At 63.8% G+C, this 14,946-nt stretch carries 16 protein-coding genes; 8 read left to right on the top strand and 8 right to left on the bottom strand.

Annotation, left to right across the window (positions count from 1 at the left end):
• Positions 1–57: 57 nt before the first annotated feature.
• Positions 58–996 (bottom strand): S-methyl-5'-thioadenosine phosphorylase, encoded by a 939-nt coding sequence (gene mtnP / locus KBZ15_RS00950; protein WP_255012669.1) that lies wholly within the window; start codon positions 994–996, stop codon positions 58–60.
• Between the two features lie 93 nt (positions 997–1,089).
• On the opposite strand from mtnP, the gene KBZ15_RS00945 reads away from it, so the two are divergent.
• Positions 1,090–1,530, top strand: a complete 441-nt coding sequence (locus KBZ15_RS00945) for a peptidylprolyl isomerase (protein ID WP_197148916.1) — start codon at positions 1,090–1,092, stop codon at positions 1,528–1,530.
• Positions 1,531–1,564: 34 nt separating this feature from the next.
• Here the strand turns inward: KBZ15_RS00945 and ribBA are convergent, their stop codons facing one another.
• A complete protein-coding gene (gene ribBA, locus KBZ15_RS00940) occupies positions 1,565–3,256 on the bottom strand; it encodes a bifunctional 3,4-dihydroxy-2-butanone-4-phosphate synthase/GTP cyclohydrolase II (RefSeq protein WP_396123366.1) in 1,692 nt (563 codons plus the stop codon).
• Between the two features lie 78 nt (positions 3,257–3,334).
• Here ribBA and argC point away from each other — a divergent pair, with 78 nt between their 5' ends.
• Positions 3,335–4,399 (top strand): N-acetyl-gamma-glutamyl-phosphate reductase, encoded by a 1,065-nt coding sequence (gene argC, locus KBZ15_RS00935; protein ID WP_255012666.1) that lies wholly within the window; start codon positions 3,335–3,337, stop codon positions 4,397–4,399.
• Here the strand turns inward: argC and purN are convergent.
• Positions 4,390–4,959 carry a phosphoribosylglycinamide formyltransferase gene (gene purN / locus KBZ15_RS00930; RefSeq protein ID WP_254931264.1) on the bottom strand — a complete coding sequence of 190 codons (570 nt, stop codon included), beginning with the start codon at positions 4,957–4,959 and terminating at the stop codon, positions 4,390–4,392. The genes argC and purN overlap by 10 nt on opposite strands.
• Before the next feature lie 84 nt (positions 4,960–5,043).
• Between purN and KBZ15_RS00925 the strand changes: the two genes are divergently transcribed.
• From KBZ15_RS00925 to KBZ15_RS00915, 3 genes are read left to right on the top strand one after another with little or no spacing between them, the layout of a single operon-like run.
• Positions 5,044–5,388 (top strand): DUF1257 domain-containing protein, encoded by a 345-nt coding sequence (locus KBZ15_RS00925; protein ID WP_255012664.1) that lies wholly within the window; start codon positions 5,044–5,046, stop codon positions 5,386–5,388.
• Between the two features lie 25 nt (positions 5,389–5,413).
• The gene (locus tag KBZ15_RS00920; RefSeq protein ID WP_255012661.1) at positions 5,414–7,147 is read left to right on the top strand and encodes a M61 family metallopeptidase; all 1,734 of its coding nucleotides are present in this window, start codon (positions 5,414–5,416) and stop codon (positions 7,145–7,147) included.
• Positions 7,144–8,022 (top strand): N-acetylmuramoyl-L-alanine amidase, encoded by an 879-nt coding sequence (locus tag KBZ15_RS00915; RefSeq protein WP_255012658.1) that lies wholly within the window; start codon positions 7,144–7,146, stop codon positions 8,020–8,022. Before KBZ15_RS00920 ends, KBZ15_RS00915 begins: the two co-directional genes overlap by 4 nt.
• 39 nt (positions 8,023–8,061) lie before the next feature.
• Here KBZ15_RS00915 and KBZ15_RS00910 read toward each other — a convergent pair whose 3' ends face one another.
• A complete protein-coding gene (locus tag KBZ15_RS00910; protein ID WP_396123365.1) occupies positions 8,062–8,865 on the bottom strand; it encodes a helicase DnaB in 804 nt (267 codons plus the stop codon).
• A 148-nt stretch (positions 8,866–9,013) separates the two neighbouring features.
• Between KBZ15_RS00910 and KBZ15_RS00905 the strand changes: the two genes are divergently transcribed.
• Together KBZ15_RS00905 and recQ are read left to right on the top strand one after the other, a co-directional pair.
• Positions 9,014–10,609, top strand: coding sequence for a glucose-6-phosphate isomerase (locus tag KBZ15_RS00905; RefSeq protein WP_255012678.1), 1,596 nt, complete (start codon positions 9,014–9,016; stop codon positions 10,607–10,609).
• 14 nt (positions 10,610–10,623) lie between these two features.
• On the top strand, positions 10,624–12,492 hold the full coding sequence (recQ, locus tag KBZ15_RS00900) for a DNA helicase RecQ (RefSeq protein ID WP_255012655.1): 1,869 nt from the start codon (positions 10,624–10,626) through the stop codon (positions 12,490–12,492).
• A gap of 15 nt (positions 12,493–12,507) precedes the next feature.
• Here the strand turns inward: recQ and KBZ15_RS00895 are convergent, their stop codons facing one another.
• Entirely contained in the window at positions 12,508–13,017 is a 510-nt protein-coding gene (locus KBZ15_RS00895) for a hypothetical protein (RefSeq protein WP_255012653.1), read from the bottom strand.
• A 166-nt stretch (positions 13,018–13,183) separates the two neighbouring features.
• Here KBZ15_RS00895 and KBZ15_RS00890 point away from each other — a divergent pair, with 166 nt between their 5' ends.
• A complete protein-coding gene (locus KBZ15_RS00890; protein WP_255012652.1) occupies positions 13,184–13,375 on the top strand; it encodes a hypothetical protein in 192 nt (63 codons plus the stop codon).
• 5 nt (positions 13,376–13,380) lie between these two features.
• Here KBZ15_RS00890 and KBZ15_RS00885 read toward each other — a convergent pair whose 3' ends face one another.
• From KBZ15_RS00885 to KBZ15_RS00875, 3 genes are all read right to left on the bottom strand, one after another.
• Positions 13,381–13,713, bottom strand: coding sequence for a DUF1830 domain-containing protein (locus KBZ15_RS00885; protein WP_255012650.1), 333 nt, complete (start codon positions 13,711–13,713; stop codon positions 13,381–13,383).
• A gap of 23 nt (positions 13,714–13,736) precedes the next feature.
• Positions 13,737–14,156, bottom strand: a complete 420-nt coding sequence (locus KBZ15_RS00880; protein WP_396123364.1) for a rhomboid family intramembrane serine protease — start codon at positions 14,154–14,156, stop codon at positions 13,737–13,739.
• Positions 14,157–14,336: 180 nt separating this feature from the next.
• Complete coding sequence (locus KBZ15_RS00875) at positions 14,337–14,894, bottom strand: PCC domain-containing protein (protein ID WP_255012646.1); 558 nt, start codon at positions 14,892–14,894, stop codon at positions 14,337–14,339.
• Positions 14,895–14,946 lie beyond the last annotated feature (52 nt).

Raw genomic sequence — 14,946 nt, 5'->3', positions numbered from 1 at the left:
CACCCAGCTGGAACGGCATGGGCCCAGTCTGAGGCAGGTTCTGGAGGCCTGCGCTGCTCAGTTGAAGGGTCCCCAGTAGGGCGCAGTGAACAGATCAAACTTGCGGCGGCTGGCAGCAGGCACCTGGTCTGGCGGGGTGATCAGGGCATTGCGCAGGGCGTGATGGGCGCTGCTGGTTGGCCGCTGGGCCGCCACCCGCTCGGCTGCCACCCTCACGATCTGCTGGGCCAACGCGGCATTGGTGCCCAGATTCTCGATCACCATCTCCATCGTCACCGAGGCATGGTCCTGGTGCCAGCAGTCGTAGTCGGTGACCATCGCCAAGGTGGCATAGGCGATTTCAGCCTCCCGGGCCAGGCGGGCTTCGGTGTGGTTGGTCATGCCGATCACCGCACATCCCCAGGAGCGGTAGAGCTCCGATTCGGCCCGGGTTGAAAAGGCGGGCCCCTCCATGCAGAGGTAGGTGCCACCTCGATGCAGCTGGTGGCCCTTTGGCATCAGGCTCTCACCCACATCGGCCAGCAGGCGTGCCAGGGCCGGGCAGAAGGGATCCCCGAATCCCACGTGGGCCACCAGTCCATCCCCGAACAGGGTCGTGGGCCGCTGCTGGGTGCGGTCAATGAATTGGTCCGGCACCAGCATGTCCAGGGGCCGGATTTGCCCCTGCAGCGAACCCACCGCCGAGAGGGAGAGAATCCAGCGCACCCCGAGGGAACGAAGGGCCCAGAGGTTGGCCCGATAGGGCACCTCAGTGGGGCTAAGGCTGTGGTGGCGACCATGGCGGGCCAGGAAAACCACCTCCAGCTCGCCGATACGCCCCAGCAGCAGCTCAGCCGAGGGATCGCCGTAGGGGGTCTCGATCCGCAACTCCTGGACGTTTTCGAGGCCGTCCATGCCGTACAGCCCGCTGCCCCCCAGGATTCCCATCCGAGCCCGGCTGAGATCGATGCCGGCGCGGGGGACGGGGCTGGAGCTGGTCGTCGGCAAGACGGTCATCGGCAAAGCGGTCATCGGCTTCCATTCTCAACATGGGGGTGGTGGCAACCGCTTCCGCCGACCCCATAAAGTCGCTGTTTACCCCCATTTCTCGTGACCAAAGCCCTGATGGAAACGGATGCCGGCAGCATCGAACTCGAACTCTTCGAGGTTGATGCGCCAAAAACCGTGGCCAACTTCACCAAGCTCGCCAAAGAGGGCTTCTACGACGGCCTGGCCTTCCATCGGGTGATTCCCGGTTTCATGGCCCAGGGGGGCTGCCCAAATAGTCGTGAGGGCGCCCGTGGCACCGCCGGCACCGGCGGCCCGGGCTACCAGATCGACTGCGAGATCAATGGTCAGAAGCACCAGGCGGGCACCCTGGCCATGGCCCATGCCGGCAAAAACACCGGTGGCTCCCAGTTTTATATCTGCCACGGAGCCCAGCCCCACCTTGACGGCGTCCACACCGTGTTTGGCCTCACAGGCAACATGGATGTGGTGCTGGCTCTCAAAACTGGCAGCCGTATCAACAAGCTGACGATCCAGGACTGAGGCCCGCAGCCGCCCCAGTTCATAACCGGCAGGCTCAGGCCCAGACCAGGAAGGCTCCAGGCTGAACCCTCAGCCCGGAGCCCAACTCGGCCAGGGGGCGCCGTTCCGGTTCAAGATCGGCACTGGGGTGGCTGCTGCGCTGGCTATCGGGTGCCAGCAACAAACTGAGCTGACGGGTCAGGGGCCAGCCGCCCATCAGCTGCAGGGCTGCGGCAACGGCGCCAACTCCCGTATTCGCTTGGTCGAGACCGCTGATCACAACGGCCAGCTGGGGCTGGTCCAGCAGGGCCAGTAGCCGGGGATGCTCCTCGAGCTTCACCTGCAGGCCCAGTTGGGTCGCCCAATGTTCAAGTTGGTCGATTTGCTCAACTAAAGACTCAGCCGTTGGGGGTAGCGATGCCGCTGCGATTCCATGCCAGGCCAAAACGGCCGTGGGCCCAGCGATGGGACAGGAGGGACCCTCCCCCAGCAGATGTCCCAGCTTGATCCGCTTGGTTTGCAGGTAAGCGGCGTTGTAGTTGCCGGGGTCGATCACCAGCGGCACCCGATCTTCCACCCGCAGGCCATAGCCACCAAGGCCGGCGATCTTGCGCGGATTGTTGGTGATCAGGCGCAGGCGCTGCACCCCCAGATCACTGAGGATCTGGGCCCCAACTCCGTAGTTGCGCAGGTCAGCGGCAAACCCCAACCGCTCATTGGCCTCCACAGTGTCCAGGCCGCCATCCTGAAGCGAATAGGCCTTCAGCTTGTTGATCAGACCAATGCCGCGCCCTTCCTGGCGCAGATACACCACCACGCCCTCACCTGCCGCCTCAACCATGCGCAGGGCGGCTTCGAGTTGGGGGCGGCAGTCACAGCGCAGGGAGCCGAAGGCGTCACCGGTAAGGCACTCCGAATGGACCCTCACCAACACCGGTCCCTGGGCCTGGGCTGGATGGCCTTTGACGATCGCCACATGTTCGCTGCCATCGAGCTCGTTGCGATAGCCGATGGCCCGGAAGCTGCCGAAGTCGCTGGGCAGGTCCGCCTCCGCCTGGCGGCGCACGAAGCGTTCGGTATCGAGCCGGTAGCCGATCAGGTCGGCAATACTTATGAGCCGCAATCCGTGCCGCTGGGCGTAGGCCGCCAGCTGGGGCAGCCGGGCCATGGAGCCATCGCTGTTCTGGATCTCACAGATCACCCCGGCTGGGTATAGGCCCGCCAGGCGTGCCAGATCAATGGCGGCTTCGGTGTGACCGGCGCGCTTGAGCACGCCACCCTGCTTGGCCCGCAGGGGAAATATGTGGCCCGGACGGCGCAGGTCCCTGGCTCGGGTGTGGGGGTGGATCGCCACCTGGATGGTGCGGGCGCGATCGTCGGCGGAAATTCCGGTGCTAACGCCGTTCTCCGGACCCGCATCCACGCTCACCGTGAAGGCCGTCTGGTTGCTGTCGGTGTTGCGATCCACCATCAAGGGCAGATCCAGGGCGTCTAGACGGTCGCCCTCCATGGCCAGGCAGATCAGACCCCGGGCCTCGGTGGCCATGAAGTTGATCTGCTCGGGGGTGGCGAACTGGGCTGCGCAGATCAGATCCCCCTCGTTTTCCCGATTTTCATCGTCCACCACCACAACCGAATCCCCGTTGCGGATCGCCGCCAGGGCATCGGCAATTGAATCGAAGCGGATCCCATCGCCCAGGGAACCGGTGGATTGGGGCGAAACGGGCTGGTCGCGCAGGAGGGTCAAGGGCGTGCCGGTGGGGCCCGGGGCCCTGGCGCAATCATCCTTTATAAATCCTGGAACGATCCGCGCACCTATCCCCCCATGGCCAACAAGCGCGTAGCGGTGATCGGTGCCAGTGGCTACGGCGGTCTGCAGACCCTGCGGCTACTGCACCAACACCCGGGGCTCGAGGTCAGTTTTTTAGGTGGCGAGCGCAGCAGCGGTAAACGCTGGAGTGAACTTGTGCCGTTTCTACCCCTGGCAGGGGACCCGGTGGTTCAGACCCCGGATCCAGCAGCCATCGCAGAGCAGGCTGATTTCGCCGTGCTCAGTTTACCGAATGGGTTAGCAGCCAAGTTGGTGCCTCCCCTGCTGGAGCGGGGGGTGCGGGTGGTGGATCTCTCTGCCGACTATCGCTACAGCTCCCTGGCCAAGTGGCAGGAGGTGTATGCAGGGGAGGCGGGGCAGCTCCCCCGCGCAGATGCCCACCTCTGTGCCGAGGCTGTCTATGGCCTGCCGGAATGGCAGGCGGAGCTGATTCGTAGCGCCCGCTTGGTTGCCGCTCCGGGCTGCTTCCCCACCGCCTCCCTGCTGGGTCTATTGCCCTTTCTCAAGCAGGGTCTGATCGACACCAGGGGCATCGTGATCGACGCCAAAACCGGTACCTCCGGTGGTGGTCGGGCAGCCAAGGAGCACCTGCTGCTGGCCGAATGCTCCGAAGCGGTTTCGCCCTATGGCGTGGTGGGCCATCGCCACACCAGCGAAATCGAGCAGCTAGCTACCCGGGTGGCGGGCCATGAGATCCAGCTGCAGTTCACCCCCCACCTGATGCCGATGGTGCGGGGACTGCTGGCCACGATCTATTGCCGCCTGCGCGACCCGGGGCTGACCGCCGAAGACTGCGCCACCCTGCTGGCCTCGGCCTATCGCCAGGCCCCCTGCGTTGAGGTGTTGCCCGTTGGCACCTATCCCTCCACCAAGTGGGTGCGTCAGACCAACAGGGCCCTGCTCTCTGTCCAGCTCGATCCCCGCACCGACCAGCTGATCGTGATGGTCGCCATCGACAACCTGATCAAGGGCCAGGCGGGCCAGGGGGTGCAGTGTCTCAACCTGATGGCAGGCCTGGAAGCCACCACCGGGCTACCGCTGCTGCCCTTTTACCCCTGAGCGGCGAGGGCTACCGCCAGGGGCAGGATCCGGTGCTCCTGCACCTGGATGCGCCTGCTGAGGCTGGCGTGATCATCGCCACTGAGAACGGGCACGGCCGCCTGCACGAGGATGCGGCCCGCATCCACCTCCTCGCTGACCAGGTGGGCCGTGCAGCCAGCCAGGGTGACTCCCGCCGCTAGGGCCTGGCCCACCGCATCGAGGCCGCGAAAGCTCGGCAACAGGGAGGGGTGAATGTTGATCAGCCGGTTGGGGAAGGCGCCAATAAGGATCGGGGTGACAACCCGCATCCAGCCAGCCATCACCACCAGATCCACCGAGGCGGTCCTGAAGGCCTGCACCAGGGCCTGATCGAGTTGTTCACGGTTTGGCTGGAGCCGGTGGTCGTGCAGTTCCCAAGGAATGCCGAGCCGTTCGGCCCGCCTCTGGGCACCGCAATCGCGATTATTCACAACCAGCAGCGCCACCTCACCGCAAAGACTGCCGTGACGGAAACAATCAACCAACGCCTCGAAATTGCTCCCGGCGCCGGAGGCCATCACCCCCAGCCGCAGGGGCATTGGGGCAAGAACCCCATCCGGTGGCAACGGCCACTGGACTGCCTGTCCATGATCGCTAGGTTCTAAGTAAGCGGTCATTGAGCCTTGTCCCACCTCACCATCCTGCCAACCGTGCTGCGCGATGCCGAGGGACTTGCCGCCAGCCTGGAGGCCCTGAAGCTCTCGCCCCAGTGGGGTGGAGAGGTTCCGGGATTTGCAGGCGAGGCAAAACCGGTGCTGTTGCAGGTGTGCCTGGCTGGCGGGGAGAGACTGGGCTGGATGCGCCAGGGCGATGGCTCCCTTGCCCTGGTGGCAGACCTGCAGCGGCTCAGCCGCGCCCAGGAGTTGCAGCAGCTGCTGGGCCGCATCACCCGCCGCTACGCAGCTGTGATGGCCCTGCGGCATGCCTCTACCCTCTGCGCCAGCACTCAAGTGAGCATGAGCACCTGAGCCCCGCCCCGCCTGGAGCCCTGCCGTGCCTGAGCTGAATCTCGATCTCACCGCCTGCCACCAGCACCTGGTGCGGGTCCGGATCAGCCATCGGCCACGACAGGGCAGGCTGGTTTTCTCCCTGCCCAGCTGGACGCCAGGCTCCTACCTGATCCGCGACTACGTACGCCAGCTGGAGGGGCTTGAAGTTAGGCAGGGCGGGGAGGGAGGGGCCATCCTGCCGATCAGGAGGCTTACGCCCAGTAGCTGGCAGCTGGAATTGTCCAGCCTCGAGCCCATCGAGATCAGCTATACGCTCCTGGCGGCAGAGTTGACGGTGCGTACCTGCCACCTCAACGGCGAGCATGGCTTCCTGGCACTTGCGGCCGTGGCCCTGGAGCTGGAGGGGGAGCGCTGGTCCTGTCATCGGCTCCAGCTCAATCTGCCGCCGAGTTGGCATGCCTTCGTGCCCCTGGCCGAGGATCCGGGCGGCGGCTGGCTAGCGCCGAACTTCGACCAGCTGGTCGATACGCCGATCGAGGTGGGGCCGCACCGCTGCCACTACTTCAGTGTTGCCGGTGTGCCCCACCGCTGGGTGAGCTGGGGCCCGGTGCTGGAGGGCTGCGAACTGGTTGAGAGCGATCCCCACTGGCTCAAACATCTCGAATCGGTCTGCCTGGCCTGCTGCCGTCTGATGGGCGTGGAGCGCCCTGCCGCCGCCCACTACCTATTTGTGCTCCATCTCAGCGACGCTGGCTATGGCGGCCTGGAACATGACCTGAGCACGGTGCTGCAGTTCGGTCGCCGCGCCCTAGCCCGGCCTGAGGGGCGCCGCAAGTTGTTGCAGTTGGCCGCCCATGAATACCTGCACCAGTGGAACGTGCGCCGGCTGAGGCCCGCCGAACTCACTCCCTACCGCTACGACCAGGCCGTGGTAGTGCCCAGTCTCTGGTTTGCCGAAGGCATCACCAGCTATGTCGACCAGCTGCTGCCGCTCAGTGCCGGTTGCTGTACCGAAGCGGAGGTCATCGAGGATCTGGGCGCAGACCTGAGCCGCTATCTGCTGAGCCCGGGCCGCCGCATCCAGAGCCTGCGTGCCAGCAGTGAGGAGGCCTGGGTGAAGCTCTATCGACCCGATGCCTATTCCGCCAACAGTCAGATCAGTTACTACCTCAAGGGTGCGGTACTGGCGCTGGTTCTAGATCTGCACCTGCGCCGCGCCGGCAGCTGCCTGCCCCTGCTGCTGCGGGAGCTCTGGAGCAGCCACGGTGCTGTGGGGCGGGGCTACCGGGAGGCCGACCTGATCGCAGCATTTGCCCGCCATGCTCCCGATCTGGCCGAACTGCTACCCACCTGGTTGGCCGGCGATGGGGACCCGCCCCTGGCCACCTACCTGGCCGATGTGGGCCTGGCCCTGAAGGTCACGCTGGGCGCCAGCCAGGAGCTCGGCTGCCGGCTGGATTCAGGCACGGGTGCTCCCTGCGCCGTGGGGGTGCAACGGGATGGGCCGGCCGCCCGGGCTGGCCTGACTGTTGGGGATGAATGGTTGGCCCTCGATGGGATCAGGCTGCAAACCCCAGAGGATGCCCTGGCGATGGTGAGGGCTGGGGAACCTCCGCGGGCCCGTCAACTGCTGTTCAGTCGCGATGGAATTGTACGCACGACCACCCTCACCCCGGATCCAGCCGCCCCGGTGGCTTGGAGCCTCTTGCTAGACCCTGATGGGACTGAGACCATGGCGCAGCAACGTCGTCGTTGGTTGACCCTGGAAGCGCCGTGAGATCCGTGCCCAGGCCCCTGTTGGTTTGCATTTCAGCAGCTGGCTTGGTGTTACTAGGCGGCCTGGGCTGGCTGGCCCGTGACATGACTCCCCAGACGGGGGAGCGCAGCGCCAATCCCAGCCTGCTTGAACTGCTGGAGGAGATGCGCCAACCCCCAGCCTCCCCTGAGCCGGGACGCAGGAGGGCCCCAGGGCCCCCGCCCCATCCCAGCTGGCAGTCCCCCCTGCGCTCCAGCTGCGCGATAACGGATCCCGGACAGGCCAAGAAGCTGCAACAGCTGGTGGGCCAGGTGGAGACCTCGCCAGTACAGGTGCGAATTCACCCGACCAATTACGGCGAACGGTTCAGCCTTGATGCCTACGGCAACCCGGTTGACCCCACACCTCAGTTGGTCGTTTTACACGAGACGGTCTACGGGATCGGATCGGCCATTAACACCTTCACTACCCCCCATCCCCGCGATGAGGACCAGGTGAGCTACCACAGCCTTATTGGAGAGGATGGGGCGGTCGTGCAGGTGCTCGATCCAGCCAAGCGGGCCTTTGGTGCGGGCAATTCCGCCTTCAATGGTCGCTGGGTAAAGACCAATGCGAAGGTGGGCGGTTCGGTCAACAATTTCGCCCTGCACATCAGCCTGGAAACGCCCCTCGACGGGGAGGACAGCGACCCATCCCACAGTGGCTATTCCGCCGCCCAGTACGACGCCCTCGCCGCCCAGCTGGCCAGCTGGATGCGGCGCTATGGGATCCCCGCCGAAAACATCACCACCCACCGGGCCGTGGATCTCGGGGGCGAGCGGGCGGACCCCCGTAGTTTCAACTGGCAGGCCCTGCAGCAGCGGCTTCAGAACCTCGGCCTGCTCTGTAGGCGTTAAAGCTTGGAGCGTTGAATCTGGGAACGGTGAAGTATTGGTTCAGATCAATGGGGCAGGGGGTTGCTTGCGGCTGGCGTACAGCAGGGCGTGAAGCTCGGGGTCCTGCATCGTGCGCAGGATGCGTCTTGGATAGTCCAGCTTGCCGTTGTGCAGGTAGGCAAGGGTGGCGAGGGCCTTGGCGTCCCGCTGGCTGCTGCTGGCCTCAAGGGTCCGCTGGGGCAGGTTGAGTTCGCGGCTCAGGCGCGCGAATTTGCCCACTAGCAAAATAACGTTCCGCTGCGGATCCAGCAGCTCAGTGCGGGCCTGGCTGATTTCTGCCTCAGTTGCATTCTCTTTGAGCAGCCCCTGGTGGACCAGCTCGCCAAGCCCTAGCTGGGCCGGGCCGTGGGTGCTGAACAGGCCGGAATGGGCCGCCAGCGGAATGTCCTCGCCGGGCTTGGCATGGCGCATTTCGTCGAACAGCACGGCAGCAACCAACATCGGATTGACCCGCTGGCGGCGGCACTCGGCGATGATCAGCGGCCGCAGATCGGCAATCCGCCCGAGGGTGTGGGTGCGCAAGGGCTCCAGTTGGTCAATGCCGCTGGTGAAGAGCTGGGCCAGGCGGGGCTGGGGGCCATGCACGCCAAAGCGACGCTTCAACTCGAGCAGCTCGGCCGCTGAAAACCGCAGTGGATCGTAGGCTTCGCCCTCCCCTACAGGGGTGCTAATGCTGCCGCTGAGGCCTGGGTCGAGCAGCAGCAGCTGGCGGCTGGGGGTGACCGCAAAGGGGATGGCAGCCAGGCCAACCAGAAGGGCGACCAGGCCGAAGCGACGCCGATGGGGGGGCCTGCCTAATCGCACCCGTAACCAATTGAAGTAAACCGATCATATGCAATTTCCCTAAGCCCCTAAGTTGCAACGGAACGGTCCCAACTCCGGCCCATGGTTTGGTGTTGGGGGAGGGTCAGCCCTAAGTTTTGGCATCGTGAGCGGCTTGAGCCGCAACGCCATGCTCGCCAATTTCAATGGCTCCAGTGCCGAAACCCAGTGGCAGCGGTTCTGCGAGCTGCTCTGGTACGAAGCCGACCTCGGTATCTGGCTGGACGTCAGTCGCATGGCTATCGGCCAGGCGGACCTCGACAGCCTTTCCCCCCGCTTCGACCAGGCCTTTGCAGCCATGGTTGCCCTGGAGGCAGGGGCCATAGCCAATGCTGATGAACAGAGGCAGGTCGGCCACTATTGGCTGCGCAAGCCTGAGCTGGCTCCGGAAGCAGCAATCAGCCAGCACATTCAGGCTGAGCTGGAGCGGATCGAAGCCTTCGGCAAGGCCATTTTGGAGGGCAGCCTCCTGGCCCCCAACGGCCAGCCATTCACCGACGTGCTCTGGATCGGTATCGGCGGCTCGGGGCTGGGACCCCTGCTGATGGTCAGGGCCCTGCAGGACGCAGGCGTCGGACTGCCCTTTCACTTCTTTGACAACGTCGATCCGGCGGGGATGAGCCGCACCCTGGCTTCCCTCGACAGCCACCTAAGTACCACCTTGGTAGTGGTGGTTAGTAAGTCGGGTGGCACTCCCGAGCCCCACATCAGCATGGAGCAGGCCCAGGCAAGGCTTGAGGCCCGCGGTGGCCAATGGGCTGCTCAGGCCGTGGCCGTGACCATGTTGGATAGCAAGCTCGACAAACTGGCCGTTTCCGGGGAGTGGTTGCGCCGCTTCGACATGTTCGATTGGGTGGGAGGGCGCACGAGCATCACCAGTGCGGTAGGCCTACTGCCCGGCGCCCTGATTGGGGCAGACATACGCGGCTTCCTGGCAGGAGCGGCCCAGATGGATTGCGTCACCCGGGTGGCCGACCTGCGCCGCAATCCGGCAGCCCTGATGGCCGCCTCCTGGTATGTGGCAGGCCATGGCGAGGGCAAAAGGGACATGGTGGTCCTGCCCTACCGGGACCGGCTCGAAGTGTTCAGTCGCTACCTCCAGCAACTGGTGATGGAGAGCCTGGGCAAGAAACTCGATCGCAGTGGCAACGTTGTCCACCAGGGCATCGCCGTCTACGGCAACAAGGGTTCCACGGACCAGCACGCCTATGTGCAACAGCTGCGGGATGGCGTTGACAACTTCTTTGTGACCTTCATTGAAGCCCTCGAGGAACCCAGCGACATAGCCCCGATCGGCGATGAAATTCCAGGCGACTTCCTCGACGGTTTCCTCCAGGGCACCCGCTCCGCCCTGATGGAAGGGGGGCGCCAGAGCATGTCGATCACCCTGCGCCGCTTCGATGCAAGGGCGTTGGGCGCCCTAATCGCCCTGTTCGAGCGAGCCGTGGGCCTCTATGCCGAGCTGGTCAATGTCAATGCCTACGACCAGCCTGGGGTGGAAGCAGGCAAAAAGGCAGCCGCTGAGATTCTTGGCCTTCAGGAGCGGTTAGAAGCCCTGCTGGGTGATGGCAAAACCCGCAGCCTGCTGGAGCTGCAGCAGGCCCTCGGCACCAGTAGCCCCGAACCCCTGTTCTGGATCCTGCGCCATCTCTGCGCCAATCCAAGGGGTTACCAGGCCAGCGGCGATTGGTCCCAACCAGCGGCGATGAGCTTCGGCAGGGCCTGAGTAGGGCCGCCCCGATGTCGATGCCGAACCCGGAGGCCCTGCCGTCTCCGCAACAGGTGTTGCGTCAGGTCTTTGGATACGGCGCTTTCCGCGGGCCCCAGCAGGCGATCGTCGAACACGTGGTGGCCGGTGGGTCAGCCCTGGTGTTGATGCCAACTGGCGGCGGGAAGTCCCTTTGCTACCAGATCCCAGCCCTGTGTCGAGCTGGCCTTGCGGTGGTGGTCTCACCCCTGATCGCCCTGATGCAAGACCAGGTGGAGGCCCTTCTCCAGGCGGGTGTGCGAGCGGCGGCAATCCACTCGGGATGTTCCGCCGCCGAAACCCGGGCCAGCTGGAGTGCCATCGAAGCTGGCCAACTCGACCTCCTCTACCTATCCCCTGAGCGCCTGCTCTCAGGCAACACCCTGGGGCGCCTGGCCAAGCTTTCCCTGGCCCTATTTGCAATTGATGAGGCCCATTGTGTCTCCCAGTGGGGCCATGATTTTCGACCGGAATACCTGCAACTGGCCGTGTTGGCCGAGCAGTTTCCGGCGGTGCCCAGGCTGGCCCTCACCGCCACAGCCGATCCGCGCACCAGGGAGGAGATCCGCAAACGACTCCAGCTGGAGCAGGGAGCCGTATTTCTGGCCAGCTTCGATCGGCCCAACATTCGCTACATATTGCGCGACAAGGACAATCCCCGGCGTCAGCTGCTAACGCTCCTGGCCGACCATCGGGGCGAGGCGGGAATTGTGTACGCCAGGTCGCGCAACCGGGTTGACCGCTTCGCCCTCGAGCTCCGCTCGGCTGGTTATGACGCGGTTGCCTATCACGCCGGCCTGGATGCCGAGGTGAGGCACTCAGCCCTCGATCGCTTTCGCCGCGAGAGTGGCGTGGTGGTGGTGGCCACCATCGCCTTCGGCATGGGCATAGACAAGCCGGACGTACGCTTCGTCGCCCATCTGGACCTGCCCAAAAGTCTGGAGGCCTATTACCAGGAGACGGGGCGGGCTGGCCGGGATGGCCTGCCGGCGCTCGCCTGGATGGTTCATGGCAGCGGGGATGTGCCCCAGTTGAGACGGTTCATTGACGAATCCGATGCCGAGCCAGCCCAGAAGCGTGTTGAACACGGCAAGCTGGATGCCCTAATTGGCTTCACGGAGGCTGGTACCTGCAGACGCCAGCTGCTCCTACAGCACCTGGGTGAGGTGTTGGCAGAACCCTGCGGCAACTGCGACATCTGCCTGGAACCGTCAACGGCAGTGGATGTCACCGAAGCTGCCCGCAAGGCGCTCTCCGCCGTCTATCGCTGCGAAAGTCGCTTCGGGGCGGCCCATCTGACCGATGTACTGCTCGGCGCTGATACGGCACGGATCAGGGAGCTGGGCCATGCCAATCTGAGCGTGTATGGCGTTGGCAAGGAGCTGGATCGCGGCCAGTGGCGCAGCCTGTTTCGACAGCTGGTGGCGGTGAATTTGCTCCGCGCTGACCCGGAACGCTACGGCGCCCTGGCCTTCGCAGAGGGAGAGCGGGTCAAGCGCCTATTGCGGGGTGACGAGAGGCTGGAGTTGCGCCTGCCGCCGCCAACCAGCCGGGAGCGCAGCCGGGGTCGCCAAGTCGACAGCACAAGGGGGATCGCACCGGCCTTCCTCGAGCCTGGCGATAGCGAGCTGCTGAACCAGCTCAAGGCCTGGCGCAAGCAGCAGGCCAGCAACCAGGGGGTCCCCCCCTATGTGGTCTTCCATGACCGCACCCTGGTGGAGGTGGCACAACGGCGGCCAGGCTGCCTGGAGGAGCTTGGCCAGATAGGCGGAGTGGGCCAGGTCAAGCTGGATCGCTACGGCCTTTCCCTACTCGAAGCCCTGGGCAAATGGCAGACCCCCCATCCCCCAGGGGCTACCTGATCGGCCTGGGGGCGTTCAGAGCCATTGGATGCCGGGTTTCTCCAGCATCTCAGAGCTGGGCCAGGCCCCCAGCCCAGAGAGGGCGTCACCTATCAGGCTCCAAACATTGCGGCCGCTTGCCAATTCCTGTTCGGCGGCCCATTCGGCCTCCTGGATCTGGCTCTCACTGAGGCCCAGACCCTCCACAAGCCCTCGATAGAGGGCCTTTTCCTGTGGGTTGATCAAGTCAGTGTCTTCGGCACGCTTGCTTACCCGGGCAACCATGTTTGCCAGTTTCACCGCCAGCAGCCGGTCCTCCACAGAATCAAGTCGATCGATCAGCTCTTCAAGCTTCAATCCGTTCTGGCTCCAGGAGGCCAGTTGGCTGGTAACAGAACTGCCGCCAGTTTCCTGCCCAGCCCTGAAATAGCGGGCTTCAAGTTTTTCGAGTAGCCGCCTTTCCTCCCCAGAGACCTCCCCGTCAGCCCAGGCCACGCAGCAGACGATCCTGAGCAGGTCGAGCTGACGATCATGGGCACTGGCCATGGGTTTTTGACTGGAGATGGATCGGGCCATTCTGCCCAGACTGGCCAGCAAAGGCAGCGGCCGTAACAGGAGAGGGATGCAGAAATGGTGCCAATCCCCCCCGGATGGGGGCATCCGGGGCAGTGACTAAATGCTGATAATAGATAAAGCGGATATCACCAGCTCCATGGGCAACCCATCTCACCGCCCAAGCCAGCAAAAGCCCTGGCCAGAAAGCCTGGTACCGACCCAGCTCAATTGCCTTGGCCGCACCTGCCTGAAGTGGCAAGCCAATGGTGAACTGACCGACCTCGATCTGCAACTGGTACTCGAGCGGCTTTCCCAGGCCGATCAGGCCGGCACTGCCCTGACTGGATAGGCCCCCTACATGGCGTTGGCAAGGGAGCCAGCCTCAAATCGATCAAGCAGCTCTGCGCCAGAAAGGCCATTGCTCCAAAGCTCCACATGGGCTTCAACGGGGGCATCAAAAAACCATTCCTCAAAGGGAAAGAGCACCTTTTCAAGCACAACTTTATCTGCGTGAATGAGTTTTAAGATCACCAAATACTTACTTTTATTTAGGTAATGACAAAGGTTGGAGTAATGACAGATTTCCATCCATGGGCGCAACTGTGTCGCTATGACCTTGGGCCATGGTGGGCTCGAAGTCTGTGGCGAAGCACACCATTCGCGCTTCAGTAGGTAGATCTGCTGCACTTCTGCAGCAGATCTACCAATCGTCAAACCCTGGGATCGGGCAACTTCTGGCGAGCCATGGCCCAGGCCGCCAGCATCCCGCCCACAAAGCCGCTGAGGTGGCCGATCCAACTAACCCCAGGTGGCGAAAAGATCGGTAGCAGGCTCGGTAAAATCCCCGCGTAGGTCAGCAGCACTGCAAGGGAAAGAACTAGTGAAAGGATGCGACGCTCCAGCCAGCCGATTAAAAGCAAATAACCGAGTAATCCATATACAACTCCGGAGAGGCCATGGCTGCCAACTGGCCAGAGCAACCACACTGGTATTGCCGCTGCATAGACCCCCAGCCAGACAGCCAGATAATCGCCGCGTCCGCGCAGCAATACCAACCAGGAAAGGGGTAGGAAGGTGAGTGAATTGGCCAGCAGATGGCCGAAACCGCCATGGCTAAATGGGGCTGTCAAGACCCCCAGGAATGAACCCCCAGGAGCCATCGGCAAATTCCACTGACCGCCATAGAACAGCTGGTCGATAAGCTCCTGAACCCAGGGGATCAGCAGGATCAAAAATGGAATAAAGATATTCAGCCCAGTCCGATCGATCCAGCGCCGCAATGTCATAGGTAAACGCCCTAGCGGCAATGATTAGGGGCGAAGCGCTTCTAGCTCGCCACGGCCATGGAGCTCGGCAAGGGCGTCGTAGCCACCGATTGCCACCCCATCAATGAACAACTGGGGAACCGGGCCTGCCCCATCAGGTGGAATTTCCAGGTAGGGGATGGCCAGGGTTCGAAGCATCCGCAGGGCCCGAATCGAATAGGGGCAGCCAGGAAGAACTGCAATCTTCACCCTGGGGCCGGGCGCCGGTCTTGCCGCCTCTTCGAGCAGGCCCACCAGAAGGTCAGCCCCCCTCAATACCAGGGTGCCGGGTTCCAAATGGCCGCCCCAAACCTGACAGTCGGCATCAGAGAAGCTGAGGTGCAAATGGACACTGTTGGGGCTGATAGTGCCCTGCAGGGTGATTATCTCCAGCTCACCGGAGATGATCGTGGCCGCTGGCCGGTCGGGACAGGCAAAGGCTGCCCGGGAAAGGTTGCCCACCACGCTCAGCACAAAGCCGGTGGCATTGCTTTGACGGGCGAACTGCTCGAGTGTGAGCCGCACATCGCTGCCAGCTTCGAGATGGAGCGGAGCAGCGCGCATGGCTGGCAAGGGTGGGTGGCTCGGCCATGCAGACTAAACGAGTCAACATTGG

Source organism: Cyanobium sp. BA20m-p-22 (assembly GCF_024346275.1).
Taxonomy (GTDB): domain Bacteria; phylum Cyanobacteriota; class Cyanobacteriia; order PCC-6307; family Cyanobiaceae; genus Cyanobium_A.
This window is presented reverse-complemented; position numbering and strand designations above follow the sequence as displayed.

What these genes read in the sequence shown, in the direction of transcription:
- mtnP (WP_255012669.1), bottom strand. Translation starts at nt 996, where the DNA reads ATGACCGTCTTGCCGACGACCAGCTCCAGCCCCGTCCCCCGCGCCGGC.
- argC (WP_255012666.1), top strand. Translation starts at nt 3,335, where the DNA reads ATGGCCAACAAGCGCGTAGCGGTGATCGGTGCCAGTGGCTACGGCGGT.
- purN (WP_254931264.1), bottom strand. Translation starts at nt 4,959, where the DNA reads ATGCCCCTGCGGCTGGGGGTGATGGCCTCCGGCGCCGGGAGCAATTTC.
- KBZ15_RS00905 (WP_255012678.1), top strand. Translation starts at nt 9,014, where the DNA reads ATGCTCGCCAATTTCAATGGCTCCAGTGCCGAAACCCAGTGGCAGCGG.
- recQ (WP_255012655.1), top strand. Translation starts at nt 10,624, where the DNA reads ATGTCGATGCCGAACCCGGAGGCCCTGCCGTCTCCGCAACAGGTGTTG.
- KBZ15_RS00895 (WP_255012653.1), bottom strand. Translation starts at nt 13,017, where the DNA reads ATGGCCAGTGCCCATGATCGTCAGCTCGACCTGCTCAGGATCGTCTGC.
- KBZ15_RS00890 (WP_255012652.1), top strand. Translation starts at nt 13,184, where the DNA reads ATGGGCAACCCATCTCACCGCCCAAGCCAGCAAAAGCCCTGGCCAGAA.
- KBZ15_RS00875 (WP_255012646.1), bottom strand. Translation starts at nt 14,894, where the DNA reads ATGCGCGCTGCTCCGCTCCATCTCGAAGCTGGCAGCGATGTGCGGCTC.